Here is a 17,260-nt window from a genome sequence, read left to right as displayed (position 1 = left end):
AGTTACAGCGTCCTTTGTGCGTCCTAAAGGACGCACGGCGCTGTAATGCGGTACGAACATCGAGATGAAATGCATCGGCCGGATCACAGGAGCCTATTGCACAAGGTAGGTTTCGATCGTGCCGATGCCGCGCAGATCCAAGGCGCAGCGCGGCTCGAGCGTCCATTGGCCTCGAAGCGAGCGCCTGGTCGCCTCGGAGATCTGTATGCCATCGGCAATGCCCTGCGACTCGAGGCGGCTTGCAATGTTTACGGTTTCTCCCCACACGTCGTAGACAAAACGAAGCCGGCCGATCAGCCCGGCCACAACCGGTCCCGAATGGATTCCGATCCGAACGCGAAATCGATCGCGTTCGGGAGGCATGTCCCGCAACGATTGAAGCATGGATTTCGCGAGAGCCACGATCCTGTCGGCGTGATCCGCTGCGGGTTCCGGTATCCCGCAAGCGGCCATATAGGCATCGCCGATTGTCTTGATCTTCTCCACCCGGTGCTGTTCCGTCAGGAGGTCGAACCGGCTGAACATCCCGTCCAGCCGGCTGACGAGATCGGACGGTGGCAGCCTTGTCGCGATGGCGGAGAAGCCGACGATGTCTGCAAAGAGAATGGAAACCTCTTCGAAGCGGTCGGCGATGATCTCTTCGCCATCCTGCAATCGGCTAACGATCTGGTCGGGCAGGATCGCGTGAATGAGCGTATCGCCACGTCGCTTCTCCGCTTCTATCTGCTGAAGATAGTGGTGCTCGCGGTCGAGCCAGCGTTTCTTCTCGAGCGTGGAGTTGATGCGTGCGCGCAGCAGGACCGGGTTGAACGGCTTTGTCAGATAGTCGTCGGCTCCCGCTTCGATGCATTTCGCCACCGCCGCCACTTCGCTCAAGCCTGATATCATGATCACCGGGACGTGCCGCCATCGGTCCTCCGACTTCAGTCGCGAGAGCATTTCTATGCCGTTCATGTCGGGCATCAGGATATCGAGCAGGATAAGATCGAACTCGTCCTCCGCCAGCCTCGCAAGCGCCGACAGTCCGGATTCGGCGGTGACGACGCGATGACCTTCGCGCCGCAGCCGTCGGGACAGAAGGTCACGATTGCTGGCGACGTCGTCGACGACGAGAATTCTGCCGCCCTGATCCGTCCAGGCCTCGCGCTCGGTCGTGAACAGGAGCCGTTCAAGCCCCGCCGCGTCGATTCCGCTTTGCTCCGCCGACTGGAGCATCTCGATGGCGTGCCCGCGCGAAAGGCCCGCAATGGCGTCGACCTGCTTCAAAAGCTCGGCCGCCGCCGCAAGTATGACGCCGAGATCCTCCGTTAGCGGATGCTCGTGCACATCCCTTGCGTCTTCAAGGAGCATTTCCGAATAGCCGATGATGGCATTGAGCGGTGTGCGCAGGTCATGGCGGAGCCTCGCCTCCGCCTCCGTCAACGGGACTTCCTCAGAGCAGGCCGTGCCGTCGAGGAGGTGATCGATGAGACCGTTCAGTTGCCTGGCGGCGGTGCCGATCCGCTCCAGATCGGGCTGCATGTCGGGCAAGCTGAGATCCCGCGCCTGCTCGACAAGCAGCTCCTGAAAACCCAAAATGGCGCGAGCGGGGCCGGCCAACCGCTGGGCCACATGTGCGGCGATCGCCTGGCGCTGGAATTCGTTGCCGATACTCATCCTGCAGGTGTCCTGAGCCTAGGTCGCGAGCAACTGCTCGATCTTCCGGACGAGCTGCGGCAGATCGACCGGCTTGCTGTCATAGTCGTCGCAGCCAGCCTCGAGCGCCATCTCCCGATCGCTCGCCATTGCGTGCGCAGTGAGCGCGATGACCGGTATTCCAGACGTCGCCGGATTGGCCTTGATCCGTCGCGTCGCCTCCCATCCGTCCATCACGGGTAGGCTCATGTCCATGAGTATGAGGTCGGGCCTTTCCGATGCGGCAAGCTCGACACCGGCCTTGCCATTCTCGGCGATCAGCACGTCGAAGCCGCGACGAGACAATCGTCGCGAAAGCATGTCTCGGTTCATTTCATTGTCTTCCACCAGAAGGATTCTCGTCATTTCGGTTTCCTCCGGTCATGCTTTTCAGCCCTCGGCAACGGCCTTGCCGACAGTTTCCTGCATTGCGATCTGGCGCTCGAGCGCCTTGACCAATTGGGACCTGCTGTTTGCGCCCTTGTTTACGACCGCGACCGCTCGATCGCGCAGCCATATCAACTCGTTCGAAGAGAGGTCCTTCGACGTGACCACCACCACCGGGATGTTCTGCAGCTCCGGGATCCTCTGCATCTCACTCAGGGTTTGGAATCCGTCCATCTCCGGCATCAGAAGATCCAGCAGGACGAGGCGCGGCAGGAGCCGCTTCATCATTTCCAGCCCGCGAACACCGTCACCCGCCTCGTGGACGGTCCAGTTCCTCTTCACCAGAATGCGGCGGAGAAAGTCGCGTGACGCCTGATCGTCGTCGATGACCAGTACGTCGCGGTTGCCGCCGCCGTGAGCCTCTATCGTCCGGATCAGCTTGTCGGTGTCGATGGGCTTGGTCAGGTATTCGACGGCGCCGAGCGAGAGGCCGAGTTCGCGATCCGCCAGGATCGTCGCCAGGATAACGGGGATCGTGCAGAGTTCGGGATCGCTCTTCAGCGTGCGCAACACCGACCAGCCGTCCTGATGGGGCATGATGATGTCGAGGATGATCGCGGCTGGCCGATGCTTTCGAGCGGCGGCTATTCCTTCCGCCCCGCTTGCAGCCTCGATCGAGGCGAGTCCCGCGTCGGCGAGTGCCCTGGCGATCAGCGTTCGGGCAGCCGGTTCGTCGTCAATGATGAGAGCGGTGCGACCTGGCTGCAAAGCCGGCGCCGGCACGGCGACTTGAGGCTCCTCGGCTTCTCGCCTGCACTGCGCCGGTACTTCCATCGTGAAGACCGAGCCTTTGCCGACTTCGCTTTCGACGGTGACGGCGCCGCCGATCATGTGGCTGAAGCTGCGGGTGATGCTCAGGCCCAGTCCCGTGCCGCCGTAGTTGCGGGTGGTGGAAGCGTCCGCCTGGGTGAAGGCGTTGAAGAGCCGTTCCCGCTGCTCCGGCGTCATGCCGATCCCGGTATCGGATACCTTGAACAGAAGCCAATCGCCGTCGGCGCGTCCCTCGCGCCGGACCGAGAGCGTGACGCGGCCGCCATTGGTGAACTTGGCCGCATTGCTGAGCAGGTTGAAAAGATTCTGGCGTAGCTTGGTCTGGTCGGAGTGCATCTGCCCAAGATCGGCTCCAAGGTCCTCGACGAATTCGTTCCGGTTCCGCGCCATCAGCGGTGCGACGGTGGCGGCCACGTCGCGGAGCAGTTCGGCGACGTCGAAAGTCTCGAGAAAAACCTCCATCTTGTTCGCCTCGATCTTCGACAGGTCGAGGATGTCGTTGATGAGCGTGAGAAGATGCCGGCCGGCGGACGCTATTTTCTCGAGATCCGGGACAAGCTCGTTGTCTTCGTGGTCGCGGGCCTCTTCGATCAGCATTTCGCTGTAGCCGATGATCGCGTTCAGCGGCGTGCGCAACTCGTGGCTCATCGAGGCGAGAAAACGGCTCTTGGCCTCGTTTGCCGATTCCGCATGGCTCTTTGCACGCTCGAGCTCGACTTGCCTCTGCTTGAGTTCGGTGATGTCGGTATAGACCGCGACGGTACCGCCATCAGGGATCTTGCGCTTGCTGATCCGGACCCACTTGTCGCCGAACCGCCTCTCGTCGACCAGGCCTGCGGGATCCCTGTGAAGGCGCAGCCGTTCCTCGATCCACTCCTCCCGCGTTTTGCCTTCGAGGTCGACTTGCCCCCTTTCCAGGTTCTGCTCCACGATTTCGCGGAAGCTCTTGCCACGAAGCGTCGACGGCCTGTGGCTGGGGAAGATTTCGCAATATTTGCTGTTGGCGATCAGGATCCGATCATCCGGATCGTAGAGGACGAATCCGTCGGAAATCACTTCGAGCGCCGCGGAGATCGTCCGCCGCTGCCGCTCGGCCTCGTCCTCGAGCTTTCTCTTCTCGATCGCGCTTTCTCGGAAAAGCGAGAGCGTCTTCGCCATCGCTCCAAAGTCCTCGCCGCCCTCCTGCGGGATCTCGACGTCATAGCGTCCTTCCGTCAGCTCACCGACCACACGACTGAGGCGCCGGAGCGGGCCGACGATCGAGCGCAGGACAAGAAGAGTAAGGAGCGAGCCGACCAGAACCACGACGCCGACAAGGATGGCGGCCGCCGTCGCGGTTTTCTGTGTTTGCGCGACGACCTCGTTGCGGGCGGCATCCGCATCGGCTCTTACCTGCTCGACGAGCCTGTTGAGGTCCGCGTCGACGTTGCCGCTGTGAGTGCGCGCCTTTGCCAGGAAGGCGTTACCGACGATGCGGTTGTCCTGAGTATAGCTGTCGGTTGCCTGGAGCGCCGTCTCGACATAGGCATCGACCTCGGTGCGGATCTTCCTGACCGCGTCGGGCGAATGCTCTGCAAGACGCTCCAGTTGAACCTGCAGGCGTTTGCGGGCCTCGTCGGCGTTGCGTTCTGAATTCATCAGCAGACTGACGGAGAGATCGGTCAGCCAGTATCTGAGGTCTCCGAAGGCGACATGCGCCGCAGCCGCCGAATCGGCGCGATCGAACAGTTCCCTGGTCTCCGCCATCCGCTCGGCGCTGCGGTAGAGCGCCTGGGTGAGAAAGACCGAAGAGAGGATCAGACTTATCAGGCCGGCGGCGGTTAGCGCCGCCACGCGGGCGGAAATTGGCAGATTGGCAAGCCGGCTGGCGAGGCTCCTGGCCGGCGCCGGGGCAGCCTCGATCGACCGCTGCTGCCCCAACGCGCTCATTTGAACAAGACGATGCTGATAGCACCGCCCAGATCACCCGCCTTGCCCCCTTCCTTCGGGTAGCCGGTGACGTCGATCTCGCCCTTGGGCGAACCGTGACAGGAAAGACAGGACTCCGTGTAGTATTCCGGCAGCAGCATGCGGAAGGCAGGGCGGCCGTTTACCTTCGTCACTTCCGTATGGGCCTCGCCCTTCTGCTTCTGCGGAGTCGAGAAGATTTCATTGATGACCCGGGTCTCCCAGTCATCGGGAAGCGACTTGCGGTTACGCACGAGCACTTCCGGCGCGGTCACGCGGACCAGCGCCTCGTTTCCCACTTTTGCGGCAAACTTCTCATTCATCAGGCGCGCGAAAACGGCGGGCACAAAGCCCTTGAACCCGATGCCGGGGCGATTGATGTCATTCTGCTCTTCGTCGACGACCTCGCGCATGGCCTCGACCTGCGCCTGCAGCAGTTTGCGATCGCGCTCCGCCAGGCCATCGGACATCAGAGGATGGCCGGTGCGTTTGGCATAAAGGGCAATCGCCTCTGCCGTGAAGCGCTCGCCGTCGAGATGTTTGTCGCCGACGGCCGGATCATTGATGAGCGACTGATAATTCGAAAGGACGCTTCGGGCGGACCTCAGCAATTCGGCGAGCCGCTCCCCGGTCGCCACATCGACGGCCTCTTGAGCCGCCGCCGAAGACGACAAGAGCATGCAACCGCACAAAACGGTGAAAACCCGGTTTCGCGCCAATGCTACAAGGGCTTCCATTTTCTTTCCCCCCGAGAGGAAGCAAGCAGCAAAGATACCACAGCAAGACCGGTGGAAGGAGTCATCTATGGAACAGGGCTTGGCAATCGTTGCCGGAGGCAGGGTTCGCGTTCAATCTCCACAACAATAAATGGGGCACCAATTTCCCGATGTGGTGGGAGGGCGACTTCATGAGCCGCTTCCGTATTCGCATCGACTGTTGAAAAGCGGCGCACGCCGGAACTTGATCAGTGCGGGAAAGACGGAAACAAAGGAGCTCCCCGCTGCTGAAAGCGGGGAGCTCCGGTCACCTATTGGGTAACCTGACCTACTGGATAACCTGAACTACCGTATAGGTCCTTGGATCAACGATGACGCGCTGATTGTTCACGACCGCGTAGGCATAGGTCGGGTTCTCGGGTATCGGCGTCAGAGCAACCGTTCGTGGAAGCGGCCGACCGACTGCAATACGCTCGCGGACAACGACACCGGCCGGCATCGGCTGTTGCTGTACGTACGTGACCACCTGTTGCGGCGGAGGCGAGATGACGGCACCGGCGATGAGACCAACCGCGCCGCCGACAGCAGCGCCCACCGGGCCTCCGACAATCGCACCGGTCACGGCGCCGCCGGCCGCGCCGGTCACGGCGGCGTCATTGTTGTCATTTGCCATCGCAGGCGTTGCCATAAGCCCGGCTGCAAGGGCAGGAACCAGAAGAATTTTAGCACTCATGATCAATCCTCCTTCTTCTGTGAAAGATTGAACGTGATGCAAGTGGATTGGTTCCGCATATTTCCGGAATGTTAAAGAATAAAATAAAACGTGAAAACTATATTTTGAAAAATCGCGCGCGCTGTATTCGCCTGTGCGCGTAAAATGACGCTCATTTTCCCGAGCATTACATAATACAACGCCTGCATCGCGCGAGTTTGACGATCGATGGGGTGCAGGCAACGACCCAGCTCAAGACGATACGTTCCCGCAGCAATCTCCACCGCCGCTTTCTTGACGTGCTTGGCGGCGACACGACAATGCAGAACCCCCTTTGCGTTCGATTTCGACCGGATCCCGAGCGCGGGTCCGGGAAAGAGGCACCAGTGGGACTGTCTCGACCTTCAAGGACGTGTGGGTCTGGGAAGCAATCTGGTCGGTCAGGCCTTGAAACCTGCTGTCCAAGACCCATCTATCGCACACTGCCCGTATCGAGGCGCTTTCGAGCCGACGGATGGTCTGGCCGGTAAGCATCTCCGGGTCGAATAGGGCGCTCCCCTCAGCGGGTCGAGCGCCCTATTCCATTTTGACGGACCGACACTCCACGGCGGTCGAGGAAAGCGAAGCGCCGCCCAAGCGTTGCATTAATTGCATTATCGGCGACAATGGTAGGGACGATAAGCCACCAAGGGAGGAAGTGCGATGTCACTGCAGCCTCACTCCGTTGCCACTCCTGACGAGCACGTTGTGACCGCCCGCGAGGCATTGGAGCCGCTATATCTGCACCTTGAGCAGGAAGCCGAGGCCAAGCTCGTCGCGGCGGCCTTGCGCGCCGGCTGGTCGGCCGAAGAGGCATTATCGGCGATCGATGACCTTAAACTGGAGGACATGCAAGCCATCGCCAGGCGGAAATCCTGAATGACGCAATTGCGGATGGCAGAGCGTCGCCTGGCTGCTGATTTCGAGACTTCGACCCATTTCCCGCAGCCGGTTGCGAGGTTGCGAGGCTATTTTTCGCAAAGCCGACGCGGCCCTGTGTACGGCTGAAAGGTGCAGTCGTACGGCCGGAACGAGCGATAGGCGCGCGCGCAGGCGTTAACATTGCAGGAAGCAGACGCTCCGCCGCCATCTGCGGAACTCATCGTCGCATCGGGCTCGCCTGGCGCATTTTCGCCACCCTTGGCCGACGCCGCCGTCATGAAGCTCCGCCAGATCCGCGCCGGCAGCTTGCCGCCTGTTACCTCGTTCATCGGCATCTCGTCGTCATTACCGACCCAAACGCCAACGACCAGCCGCTCGTTGAAGCCGATGAACCAGGCATCGCGGTGGTTCTGGCTGGTGCCCGTCTTGCCGGCTGCAAACATCCCAAGGTCAGCCTCCCGGCCCGTCCCTCGCTCGACTACCAACCGCAACAGATCAACGAGATCCGGCTGGTATTGGCGAAGATCGGTGGTGGGCTGCTTCGTGGCTCCCAAACGGAACGCGCGGGGCTCGCCCTCGGCTCGGAAGGATACAATGCCCCACGGCTCGACCGGGGCCGCGCCCGCCCGTACCGAGGCGTAGGCGCCGGTAAGATCAAGCAGGTTCACCTCTGACGAACCGAGCGCCAGGCTCGGCGTTTCGGAAAGTTTGGCATCGATCCCCAATTCGCGAGCGGCGGCGATAACCTTGTCGATCCCGACCTCCATCGCCAGAGCCACCGTCGCGGCGTTCAGTGATCGCGCGAAGGCCTCCGCTATACTGACCGGGCCGCGATAGTCGCCCTCATAGTTTTCCGGAGACCAGCCGTCGATCTCGATCGGCGCATCTTCAACCCAGTCGAAAGGCGTGAGGCCGGCCTTCAATGCGGCATAGTAGACAAAGAGCTTGAAGGCAGAGCCCGGCTGGCGCATCGCCGAGACCGCGCGGTTGAACGTGCTTTTCGAGTAATCACGCCCGCCGACCATGGCGACCACAGCGCCCTCTGGCGTCATCGCCACCAAGGCGGCCTGCTGCACACCCGCTTTGGCGCCTTCCTGCTCGAGCGCTTCGGCAACCACCTTTTCGGCGATCGCTTGCAGCCGGGGCACCATAGTCGTCCTGACCTTGATCGTGCCCCGGTAAGGGCCTGCAAGCTCGCGCGCCTCCTGCATCACCCAGTCGGCAAACCAACTGCCTGATCGTATTGCCGGCTTTACCGGACGAAGCTCCGCGGTCGCGGTCCTGGCCTGCTCTGCGGTCACCTTGCCGCTCTTGATCATGGCATCGAGCACGAGTTCGGCCTGCCGGCGCGCACCGTCCGGGTTGCTTATGGGATTGAGCTGCGACGGCGCGCGGATAATGCCCGCGAGCATCGCCGATTCACTCACATTGAGTTCGTGCACGTCCTTGTCGAAATAGATACGGGCAGCTGCCGGGACGCCCGTTGCGCCGGCACCAAGATAGATGTTGTTCAGGTATCGCGTGAGGATCTCGTCCTTGCCAAGCTTGCGTTCCAGCCAGAAGGCGATCACTGCTTCCTGGATCTTCCGCTTCCAGGTGCGGTCTCGCTCCAGATAGAGGATCTTGACCAGTTGCTGCGTGATCGTGCTGCCGCCTTGCACGACTTCGCCTGCTCCGACATTGGTGTAAAGGGCACGAAGAATGCCCCTTAGATCGATACCGAAGTGCTCATAGAAGCGCCGGTCCTCTCTCGTAAGCACGGCATCGATGAGGTGCGGCGGGAAATCTGCTCGGGCCGCATAGGACCCCTGAAGCGGTCCTTGGGTCACCAGCGGCTTGCCGGCAGCCGTTTCAAGCACCACCACCGGCTTCAGCGAACCATCGGCTATCTCGTTCCACGGCACGTCCCTCAATGCCCATGAGAAAAGAGCGATCAGCGAGGCAAGCAATACCACGCTCGCAATTGCCGCACTCCGCACGAGGATGCCGCGCCTGCTGCGTGCGCCGGCTGGTCCAGCGGGCATGTCTCTCGAACGCCGGCGCCGGAGGCCTGCCCGGATCTTTCCAGTCAAGCCGGCGGTGTTGTGCGTTGCTTCCGAGCTCTCGGTCGCTTGCCGCCGCTGGAGCTTGTCGCCGCCGCCAAGCCTTTTAGCGAGTTGGGAGCTCCAGCCAACCGCATCGTGACGGACTGCCTGCCCGAAGGTCAGCAACGCCCGGCCGATTTCTGCAAGCGCGCTGCCCGTACGCGCAAACGCTGCGTCATCGGAGCCTTCGGTCCCTTTAATACCGGGCCCGGATGACTCTGGTTCTTGGGTTTTCGCGCCTCCACCCGGAGCGGCGTTGTTGTCCGCCATACGTGAACTCTTTTCCAAACGAATACGCCAACGCCATGAGGCGCGCGACCGCGACCCTCCCGATATCTTCGGTTCGCCGCCTTGCTTGTCACGCAGAACGCATTGGCCGGGCAAGAGGTTGCCAACGACCGGTGCGCCGCTGGCGAGTGTGACAATACACTATTGGAACTCTATAGCAGAAATTGCGAGCCGCGTTTCGACTGATGCTATCCGACATCCCATTGGCTTGCAGGGCACCGGCTGGCGAAATCGAGCGTCCGTTCGAGAAACGCCGCCTTTGCGACGACGGCCTCGGGTTGCTCGGCCGATGTCAATAATCTTGTGAAAAAACCGATACTAGGGCACAATTTGTGAATGCACCCGAAGTGCGGAGCTATCGCAGTCCGGCCGCACTCGCGCCGAGTGACAGTTCGCGTGGGAGGGGTCGGCGTCGATGGATCAGGGGTTCTTTCTTCTGTTCGCTGCGGTGTCCGTGATCACGGCCCTGACTGTGGTCCTGGCGCGCAATCCCGTTCACAGCGCATTGGCACTGATGGCGTGTTTCCTGCAGGTCTCGGCAATCTTCGTCCTGCTCGGGGCGCCATTGCTCGCGGTCATCCAGATCTTCGTCTATGTTGGCGCGATCATGGTCCTGTTCCTGTTCGTGATCATGATGATCGATGTGCGCGAAGCGGTGTTGCAGCGGTTCCTACCGGGCGGCAACCTGCCGGCTCTGGTGTTGCTCGTCCTGCTCGGGCTCGAGATGCTCGCACTGGTGCTCTGGAGCGACCGCTTTTCGGCCACCGAACCCGCCGCCGCCCGTGACGGCGATCAGGTGAGAGAGCTTAGCAGGGCAATTTTCACCGACTATCTCCTGCCGTTCGAAGCCGCCTCCGTCATTCTCCTGGCCGCCCTTGTCGGCGCGATCGTACTGGCGCGGAAGGAGCCGGGCTGATGGTTCCGCTCTCATGGTCCATTTTGCTTGGAGTGGTTCTGTTCGTGATCGGGGCGGCGGGCGTGCTGCTCAGGCGCAATATTCTGGTCGTGCTGATGTCGCTCGAATTGTTGCTCAACTCGGTCAACATCAATTTCATCGCCTTCGGGCGCTACTACGCTGATTTCCGCGGGCAGATCTTCGCGATCTTCGTCATCGCAACCACCGCTGCGGAGGTCGCCGTCGCCCTTGGCATTCTGGTCGCCCTCGTGAGGAACAAGGCCACTCTCAAGGTCGACGACGTGACCGTGATGAAAGGATAGCGGCTTGGAACCGGTGATCTCGATCCGGCCGCTGCTTGCCGTCGCCATTGCCGGCCTGGCGGCCCTTTCAGTTCTCCTGTTGAACAAGCGCGAAAAACTCCGCGATCTCGTCTCGCCGGTGGCCGCGGTCGCCATGTTCGCAATCGTCGCCTCGATGGCCCCCACGGTGCTTTCGGGCGGGACTGTCGAACTACGTCTCTTCGAGATCCTGCCTGGCATCGATTTCGCGTTCCGGGTCGATGCGCTCGGTATGGTGTTTGCCACCGTCTCGTCGCTGTTGTGGATCGTCGCGGCGATCTATTCCATCGGCTATATGCGGCACTTGCACGAGCATGCGCAGACTAGGTTCTTCGCATGCTTTGCATTGAGCCTCGCGGCGGCCGTCGGGGGCGCCTTTGCCGCCAATCTCTTCACGCTGGTGATCTTCTACGAGGTGCTGAGCCTCGTCACCTATCCGCTCGTTTACCACCACGAGGACGAAGAGGGGTGGAAGGGCAGCCGCAAGTACCTCGTCTATCTGATGGGCGCATCGAAAAGCGTGCTTCTTGCCGCGCTGGCGCTAACCTATGCCATAGCGGGATCGCTCGACTTCGTGCCCGGGGGACTGCTTGCTGGCGCCAACGCCCCGGCGGCACTGCTGACGGTCGTCTATTTCTGCTATCTGTTCGGCTTCGCCAAGGCCGCGGTGATGCCGATGCACGCCTGGCTGCCCGCCGCGATGGTGGCGCCGACACCGGTAAGCGCTCTGCTGCATGCAGTGGCCGTGGTCAAGATGGGCGTCTTCTGTGTGCTCCGGGTGGTGTTCCACGTCTTCGGCGCGGGGCTGGTCGGCGGGTTGGGGCTGGGCATCGCAACGGCCTATCTGGTTTCGTTCACGATCCTGATGGCGTCCGTCTATGCGCTGACGCGGGACGACTTGAAGGCGCGGCTCGCCTATTCGACGGTCAGCCAGCTCTCCTACGTGGTGCTGGGCGCGGTTTTATTGTCGCCGGTCGCCATGGTTGGCGGGATCATCCACATCGCCGCGCACGCCTTTTCCAAGATCACGCTCTTCTTCTGCGCCGGGTCAATCTATTGCGCCTCCGGCAAGCGCAACATCAGCGACATGGCCGGCATCGGCCGCAGGCTGCCCTGGACGATGGGGGCGTTCTTCGTCGCCTCGCTCAGCATGATCGGGGTGCCGCCGACCGCAGGCTTCGTCAGCAAGTGGTATCTGACGCTTGGATCGGTCCAGGCGGGGGAGACGGCGTTCCTGATCGTGCTCCTGGCAAGCTCGGTGCTGAATGCCGCCTATTTCCTGCCGGTCAGCTATGTCGCCTTTTTCGGGGCGCCGGCGCCGGAGAGCTCGGCAAAGGTTCGTGAGATTCCGCTGGTGACGATCCCGCTGGTTGCGACCGCCATCCTGTCGGTGTTGATGGGCGTCTTTCCCGGTTATTTCCTCACGTTGGCGGAAGGAGTGGTCAGATGATCGAGCGCATCGTCGATTTCTTTGGCGACGAGACCTATGCAATACGCCGCCGCCGGTTGTTCTATCTGGTGCTCGCTCTGATCGTCGTCGCCGATTTTCTGGTCTCCCGCGAGCATGCCGAATATCTATGGGAGCGTCTGCCAGGATGGTCGGCCGTCTACGGCTTCGGCTCCTGTGTGATCTTGATTTTCGTTTCCAAGTTCCTCGGCCATCAGGGCGGGCTCATGCGGCGCGAGGACTATTATGATTGACTTTGTCCATCCCGCCCTCCTGTTCATCCTTGGTGCCGTGCCGATCCCCTTCCTGAAGGAGACAATCCGCAAGGCCTATCTGGTGTTGATCCCGCTGCTCGCGTTCCTCGCCGTGCTCGCCATGGAGCCGGGTAGTTACGGCGCGGCGAGCTTCATCGGGCAGGAAATCCTGATCGCGAAGGTCGACAGGCTCAGCATCGTCTTTGCCACGGTTTTCACCATCATGGCACTGATCGGCATGATCTACGCGCTGCATCTGACGCGCCCGGGCCAACATGTGGCGGCCTTCGTCTATGTCGGCAGCGCGCTCGGCGTAGTCTTCGCCGGCGACTACCTGACGCTCTACCTCTTCTGGGAGGGCATGGCGTTCGCCTCGGCCTACCTGGTTTTCGCTCAAGGTGGCGAGAAGGCAGTCCGCGCCGCATTCCGCTACCTCATGGTCCACGTCACTGGCGGCGTCGCCCTGCTCGGTGGCATCCTTGTCCATTCGGCCGCCACCGGATCGCTGCTCTTCGGCCCGATCGAGAGCGATATGGGCCCGGGCGCCTATGTGATCCTCGCGGGCTTCCTGCTCAATGCCGCCGTGCCGCCGCTCAACGCCTGGCTCACCGACGCCTATCCGGAGGCGACCGTCACGGGGGCGGTGTTCATGAGCGCATTTACCACCAAGACCGCCGTCTATGTGCTGGCGCGCGCCTTTCCCGGGACTGAGCTTCTGGTCTGGCTCGGCACGGTGATGGCGCTTTACGGTGTCGTCTATGCGGTACTTGAGAATGATTGTCGGCGGCTGCTCGCCTATCACATCGTCAGCCAGGTGGGCTACATGGTGGCGGGCGTCGGCATCGGGACCGAAATGGCGGTGAACGGAGCCACCAGCCATGCCTTCGCCCATATCCTCTACAAGGGGCTGCTGTTCATGGGGGCGGGCGCGGTGATCCACGTCACCGGGCGGCGCAAGCTTACCGAGCTCGGCGGGCTCTACAAGACGATGCCGCTGACCGTGGCGCTCTACATGGTCGGCGCCTTTGCGATCTCGGCATTTCCCTTCTTCTCGGGCTTCGTCACCAAGTCGATGGTGGTGGCGGCGGCCGGCCAGGATCACCGCGCGCTGGTGATGCTGGCACTCACGATGGCATCGCCGGGAACGTTCCTGCATACCGGGCTCAAGCTGCCCTATTACATGTTTTTCGGCACGGACCGGAAACTGGAAGCGCAGGAGCCGCCCCGCAACATGCTCGTTGCGATGGGAATGGCGGCGGCGCTCTGCATTGCGATCGGCGTCTATCCCGGGCCGCTTTATGCGCTCCTGCCCTATCCGGTCGACTTCGACGCCTATACGGGCGCCCATGTCACCGAGAGCCTCGGAATCCTGATGTTCACGGCATTGGGCTTCGTCATTTTCCTCAAGGCACTCGATCCCGAGAACACGATCAGCCTCGATACCGACTGGTTCTACCGCAAGGGCGCGCGAGGCTTCATGTGGCTCGCCGAAAAACCGCTGGCGCGCTACGAGAAGGCGGTGAGCGACGTATCGGAGACTGCGGTGCTGCCCTTCCTGCACGGTTCGGCGCGGGCGGGGCTGCAGCTCGACCTCAATGGTGTGGATGGCGTCGTAAACGGCGTAGCCCGTTCGATCCTCAACGGCGGCGGCGCGCTGAGGCGGCTGCAGACCGGCGTCGTGACTCATTACGCGCTGGCGATGATCGCCGGTGTGATCGCGACTATCGTTGTTTTTGCCGTGGTGTGGCGGTAGGGGGGCGCGATGGGATTCCCGCTGCTGAGCCTCATCATATTCACGCCGGCCGCCGGGGCGGCGGTTCTGATGTTTCTCCGCAGCGACGACGCGGTGCGGTGGACAGCGCTTGTTGTCACGCTCCTCGATCTCGCTCTCTCGATCGTACTGCTGGCTGGTTTCGACACGACGACCCACGAGATGCAGTTCACCGAAAGGGTACCGTGGGTGCCCGCGCTCGGGATCACCTATGCACTCGGCGTCGACGGGATCAGCGCGCTCTTCGTGTTCCTGACCACGCTCTTGGGCGCGGTCTCGGTGCTCGCCTCGTGGGTCGCGATCGAGCGCAGGGTCAAGGCGTTCATGGCGAGCCTGCTTGCCATGCAGGCGCTGATGCTCGGGGTGTTCTCGGCGCTCGACCTCTTCCTGTTCTATGTCTTCTGGGAAGCGATGCTGATCCCCATGTACCTGATCATCGGCGTCTGGGGCGGCGAGGGCCGGGTCTATGCGGCGTTCAAGTTCTTCCTGTACACGCTGGCGGGCAGCCTCCTGTTCCTGGTCGGCGTCATTACACTCTTTTTTCGGGGCGGGGAGACCTTCGACATCCTCGCCCTGACGGCGCAGGATTTGCCGTTCCGGGTCCAGTCCTGGCTGTTCTTCGCCTTCCTGGTCGCCTTCGCCGTCAAGGTGCCGATGGTCCCGGTCCACACATGGCTGCCGGACGCCCATGTGCAGGCGCCGACGGCGGGCAGCATCATTCTTGCCGGCGTGCTCCTGAAGATGGGCGCCTACGGATTCCTGCGCTTCTCGCTGCCGATGCTGCCGGAGGCCTCGGTATATTTTTCGCCGCTGATGCTGGCGCTATCGGCGCTCGCCATCGTCTATGGCGGGCTGCTTGCGCTTGCGCAGGATGACCTGAAGAAGCTGGTCGCCTATTCCAGCATCAGCCACATGGGGTTCGTGACGATGGGAATCTTTGCGCTGAACCCCCGCGGGCTCGAAGGCGGCATCCTGCAGATGTTCAATCATGGGGTGACGACGGGCGCTCTGTTCCTCTTCGTCGGCCTGATCTACGAGCGGACCCATACCCGCAGCATCGCCGACTACGGCGGGCTGATGAAGGTCGCGCCGGTCTATACGGTGTTTCTTGCGCTCTTCACGCTCTCGTCGATGGCGCTGCCGGGAACGAATTCGTTCGTGGGTGAGCTCTTGGTGCTGTCGGGCGGGTTTGCGGCCAACCTCGCCGTCGGCGCGGCCGCCGTTTTGGGCGCAATGCTGGGCGCGGCCTATCTTCTCGGCATGTATGGAAGGGTCGCGCTTGGTCCGGCGAGCGTCGGCGCCCGGTTCAAGATCCGCGACGTGAACGCCCGCGAGATGGTTGCGATCCTGCCGCTCGCCGTCTTCGTGCTTTGGGTCGGGCTCTATCCAAAGCCCTTTCTCGATATCATTGATGCCTCGGTGACGCATCTGCTGACTGAGGTGCATGGCAGGGAGAGGGGCCAATGACCGCCGCCGCGCTTCTCCAATCGATCATCGCAAGCCTGCCCGAGATCGTGGTGGTCACCGGGGCCTGTATCCTGCTGATCCTGGGCCAGCTTGTGCGCAAGGGGCAGGAACATTTCCTCGTCTCGGCTTCCGTCGGGATCGTGCTGATCGCCGCCCTGGCGACGCTCCTGCTGGCGAATGAGGTGCGACCGGCCTATTCCGGCATGTTCATCGCCGACCGTTTCGCGGTCTTCTTCAAGCTCGTGTTCTACGTGGCCACCGTCCTGACGTTCCTTCTGTCGCGGAAATATGCCGATATCGAAGGGATCGCGAGCAGCGAATACTATGTCCTGCTGCTCTTTGCGCTTTTCGGCATGATGATCATGGCCTCGGCGACGGATCTTCTGTCGATCTATGTGGGCCTCGAACTGATGGTGCTCTGCACCTATGTGCTGACAGGCTTCATGCGGCGCGAGCGGCGCTCGAACGAAGCCGCTTTGAAATACGTGATCCTCGGCGCGGTCTCGACCGGGATTTTCCTGTACGGTGTCTCGCTGGTCTACGGGCTGACCGGCACGACGCAACTCGATGCGATGGCTCAGGCGGTGACCGGCGATCCGCTCGATCCCGGATTGCTGCTGGCGGTGGTCTTCATCGTTGCGGGGCTGGTCTTCAAGGTCGGCGCCGTGCCGTTCCATATGTGGCTGCCGGACGTCTACGAAGGCGCGCCGACGACGATCACCGCCTTCATGTCGGTGGGGCCGAAGGCGGCAGGGTTTGCGGTGATCCTCAGGGTCTTCCTCAACCCTCTGGTCGCCGCCTCGGACGTCTGGATCATCGTCGCGGTCATCGCAGTCGTGACCATGGCACTCGGCAGTTTCGTCGCGCTGGTGCAGGACAATTTCAAGCGGCTGCTTGCCTATTCCAGCATCGCCCATGCCGGGTTCGCCATTTTCGGCGTGGTGGCCGGCGGTCAGGACGGAATCGCCAGCGTGATGCTCTACATGCTGATCTACGCTTTCATGAACCTCGGTATTTTCGGCGCGGTCATCATGATGCGGAACGGCGATTTCTCGGGCGAGGTCATCGACGACTACGCGGGTTTCGCCAAGTCGCATCCGGGGCTCGCGCTTCTGATGCTCCTCTATCTGTTCTCGCTCGCCGGCATTCCGCCGACGGCCGGCTTCTTCGCCAAGTTCTACGTGCTCGTGGCACTCGTCGAGCGCGGTTTCGTCCTGCTGGCGGTGATCGCCGTGCTCCTGAGCGCGGTCGCCGCCTACTTCTATATCCGCATCGTCATGGTGATCTACATGCGCGAGCCGGAGAGGGCGTTCGAGCCGGCACTGACGCCCATGGTGCGCGCCACGCTCGCCTTCACGGCCCTCGGCACCATCGGCATCGGCCTTTTCCCGGCGTGGTTCCTTGGGCTTGCACAACAGTCGGCATCTGGGGGTTAAGCGGGATGCCGACATAGCGGGCGTTGATACCCCCTCGGCGCACACGCCGTCACGACCCCGAAACGATCCCATTCGACCCGATCCCGCCT

The 17,260-nt window shown here is 62.0% G+C and carries 14 protein-coding genes; 8 read left to right on the top strand and 6 right to left on the bottom strand.

Features of this window, described 5'->3' with window-relative positions:
* Nucleotides 1-93 precede the first annotated feature (93 nt).
* The 5 genes from GHK62_RS15475 to GHK62_RS15455 form a co-directional block, all read right to left on the bottom strand.
* Nucleotides 94-1,656, bottom strand: coding sequence for an adenylate/guanylate cyclase domain-containing protein (locus GHK62_RS15475; protein WP_153440028.1), 1,563 nt, complete (start codon nucleotides 1,654-1,656; stop codon nucleotides 94-96).
* Between the two features lie 18 nt (nucleotides 1,657-1,674).
* Nucleotides 1,675-2,040 carry a response regulator gene (locus tag GHK62_RS15470; protein ID WP_153440027.1) on the bottom strand — a complete coding sequence of 122 codons (366 nt, stop codon included), beginning with the start codon at nucleotides 2,038-2,040 and terminating at the stop codon, nucleotides 1,675-1,677.
* Nucleotides 2,041-2,064: 24 nt separating this feature from the next.
* Nucleotides 2,065-4,821 (bottom strand): response regulator, encoded by a 2,757-nt coding sequence (locus GHK62_RS15465; RefSeq protein WP_153440026.1) that lies wholly within the window; start codon nucleotides 4,819-4,821, stop codon nucleotides 2,065-2,067.
* Nucleotides 4,818-5,576, bottom strand: a complete 759-nt coding sequence (locus GHK62_RS15460) for a Tll0287-like domain-containing protein (RefSeq protein WP_153440025.1) — start codon at nucleotides 5,574-5,576, stop codon at nucleotides 4,818-4,820. Before GHK62_RS15460 ends, GHK62_RS15465 begins: the two co-directional genes overlap by 4 nt.
* Before the next feature lie 307 nt (nucleotides 5,577-5,883).
* Nucleotides 5,884-6,288: a DUF1236 domain-containing protein gene (locus tag GHK62_RS15455; RefSeq protein WP_153440024.1), complete on the bottom strand. Its 405-nt coding sequence runs from the start codon at nucleotides 6,286-6,288 to the stop codon at nucleotides 5,884-5,886.
* 681 nt (nucleotides 6,289-6,969) lie between these two features.
* Between GHK62_RS15455 and GHK62_RS15450 the strand changes: the two genes are divergently transcribed.
* Complete coding sequence (locus GHK62_RS15450; RefSeq protein ID WP_153440023.1) at nucleotides 6,970-7,185, top strand: hypothetical protein; 216 nt, start codon at nucleotides 6,970-6,972, stop codon at nucleotides 7,183-7,185.
* Between the two features lie 89 nt (nucleotides 7,186-7,274).
* On the opposite strand, the gene GHK62_RS15445 is transcribed toward GHK62_RS15450, so the two are convergent.
* Nucleotides 7,275-9,542 carry a PBP1A family penicillin-binding protein gene (locus GHK62_RS15445; RefSeq protein ID WP_153440022.1) on the bottom strand — a complete coding sequence of 756 codons (2,268 nt, stop codon included), beginning with the start codon at nucleotides 9,540-9,542 and terminating at the stop codon, nucleotides 7,275-7,277.
* 433 nt (nucleotides 9,543-9,975) lie between these two features.
* Between GHK62_RS15445 and GHK62_RS15440 the strand changes: the two genes are divergently transcribed.
* Genes GHK62_RS15440 through GHK62_RS15410 form a run of 7 tightly spaced genes read left to right on the top strand, consistent with a single transcriptional unit; the run spans nucleotide 9,976 to nucleotide 17,171 of the window.
* Entirely contained in the window at nucleotides 9,976-10,476 is a 501-nt protein-coding gene (locus GHK62_RS15440; RefSeq protein ID WP_153440021.1) for an NADH-quinone oxidoreductase subunit J, read from the top strand.
* The gene (gene nuoK, locus GHK62_RS15435) at nucleotides 10,476-10,778 is read left to right on the top strand and encodes an NADH-quinone oxidoreductase subunit NuoK (protein ID WP_153440020.1); all 303 of its coding nucleotides are present in this window, start codon (nucleotides 10,476-10,478) and stop codon (nucleotides 10,776-10,778) included. The genes GHK62_RS15440 and nuoK overlap by 1 nt, the downstream gene beginning before the upstream one ends.
* A 4-nt stretch (nucleotides 10,779-10,782) precedes the next feature.
* On the top strand, nucleotides 10,783-12,246 hold the full coding sequence (locus GHK62_RS15430; protein WP_153440019.1) for a monovalent cation/H+ antiporter subunit D family protein: 1,464 nt from the start codon (nucleotides 10,783-10,785) through the stop codon (nucleotides 12,244-12,246).
* Entirely contained in the window at nucleotides 12,243-12,497 is a 255-nt protein-coding gene (locus GHK62_RS15425; RefSeq protein ID WP_153440018.1) for a hypothetical protein, read from the top strand. The genes GHK62_RS15430 and GHK62_RS15425 overlap by 4 nt, the downstream gene beginning before the upstream one ends.
* Entirely contained in the window at nucleotides 12,490-14,250 is a 1,761-nt protein-coding gene (locus GHK62_RS15420) for a Na(+)/H(+) antiporter subunit D (RefSeq protein WP_153440017.1), read from the top strand. Before GHK62_RS15425 ends, GHK62_RS15420 begins: the two co-directional genes overlap by 8 nt.
* A gap of 9 nt (nucleotides 14,251-14,259) precedes the next feature.
* Nucleotides 14,260-15,735 (top strand): NADH-quinone oxidoreductase subunit M, encoded by a 1,476-nt coding sequence (locus tag GHK62_RS15415; RefSeq protein ID WP_153440016.1) that lies wholly within the window; start codon nucleotides 14,260-14,262, stop codon nucleotides 15,733-15,735.
* Nucleotides 15,732-17,171 carry an NADH-quinone oxidoreductase subunit N gene (locus tag GHK62_RS15410; protein ID WP_153440015.1) on the top strand — a complete coding sequence of 480 codons (1,440 nt, stop codon included), beginning with the start codon at nucleotides 15,732-15,734 and terminating at the stop codon, nucleotides 17,169-17,171. The genes GHK62_RS15415 and GHK62_RS15410 overlap by 4 nt, the downstream gene beginning before the upstream one ends.
* Nucleotides 17,172-17,260: the final 89 nt, after the last annotated feature.

This window comes from Sinorhizobium terangae, from assembly GCF_009601505.1.
GTDB lineage: Bacteria > Pseudomonadota > Alphaproteobacteria > Rhizobiales > Rhizobiaceae > Sinorhizobium > Sinorhizobium terangae.
This window is presented reverse-complemented; position numbering and strand designations above follow the sequence as displayed.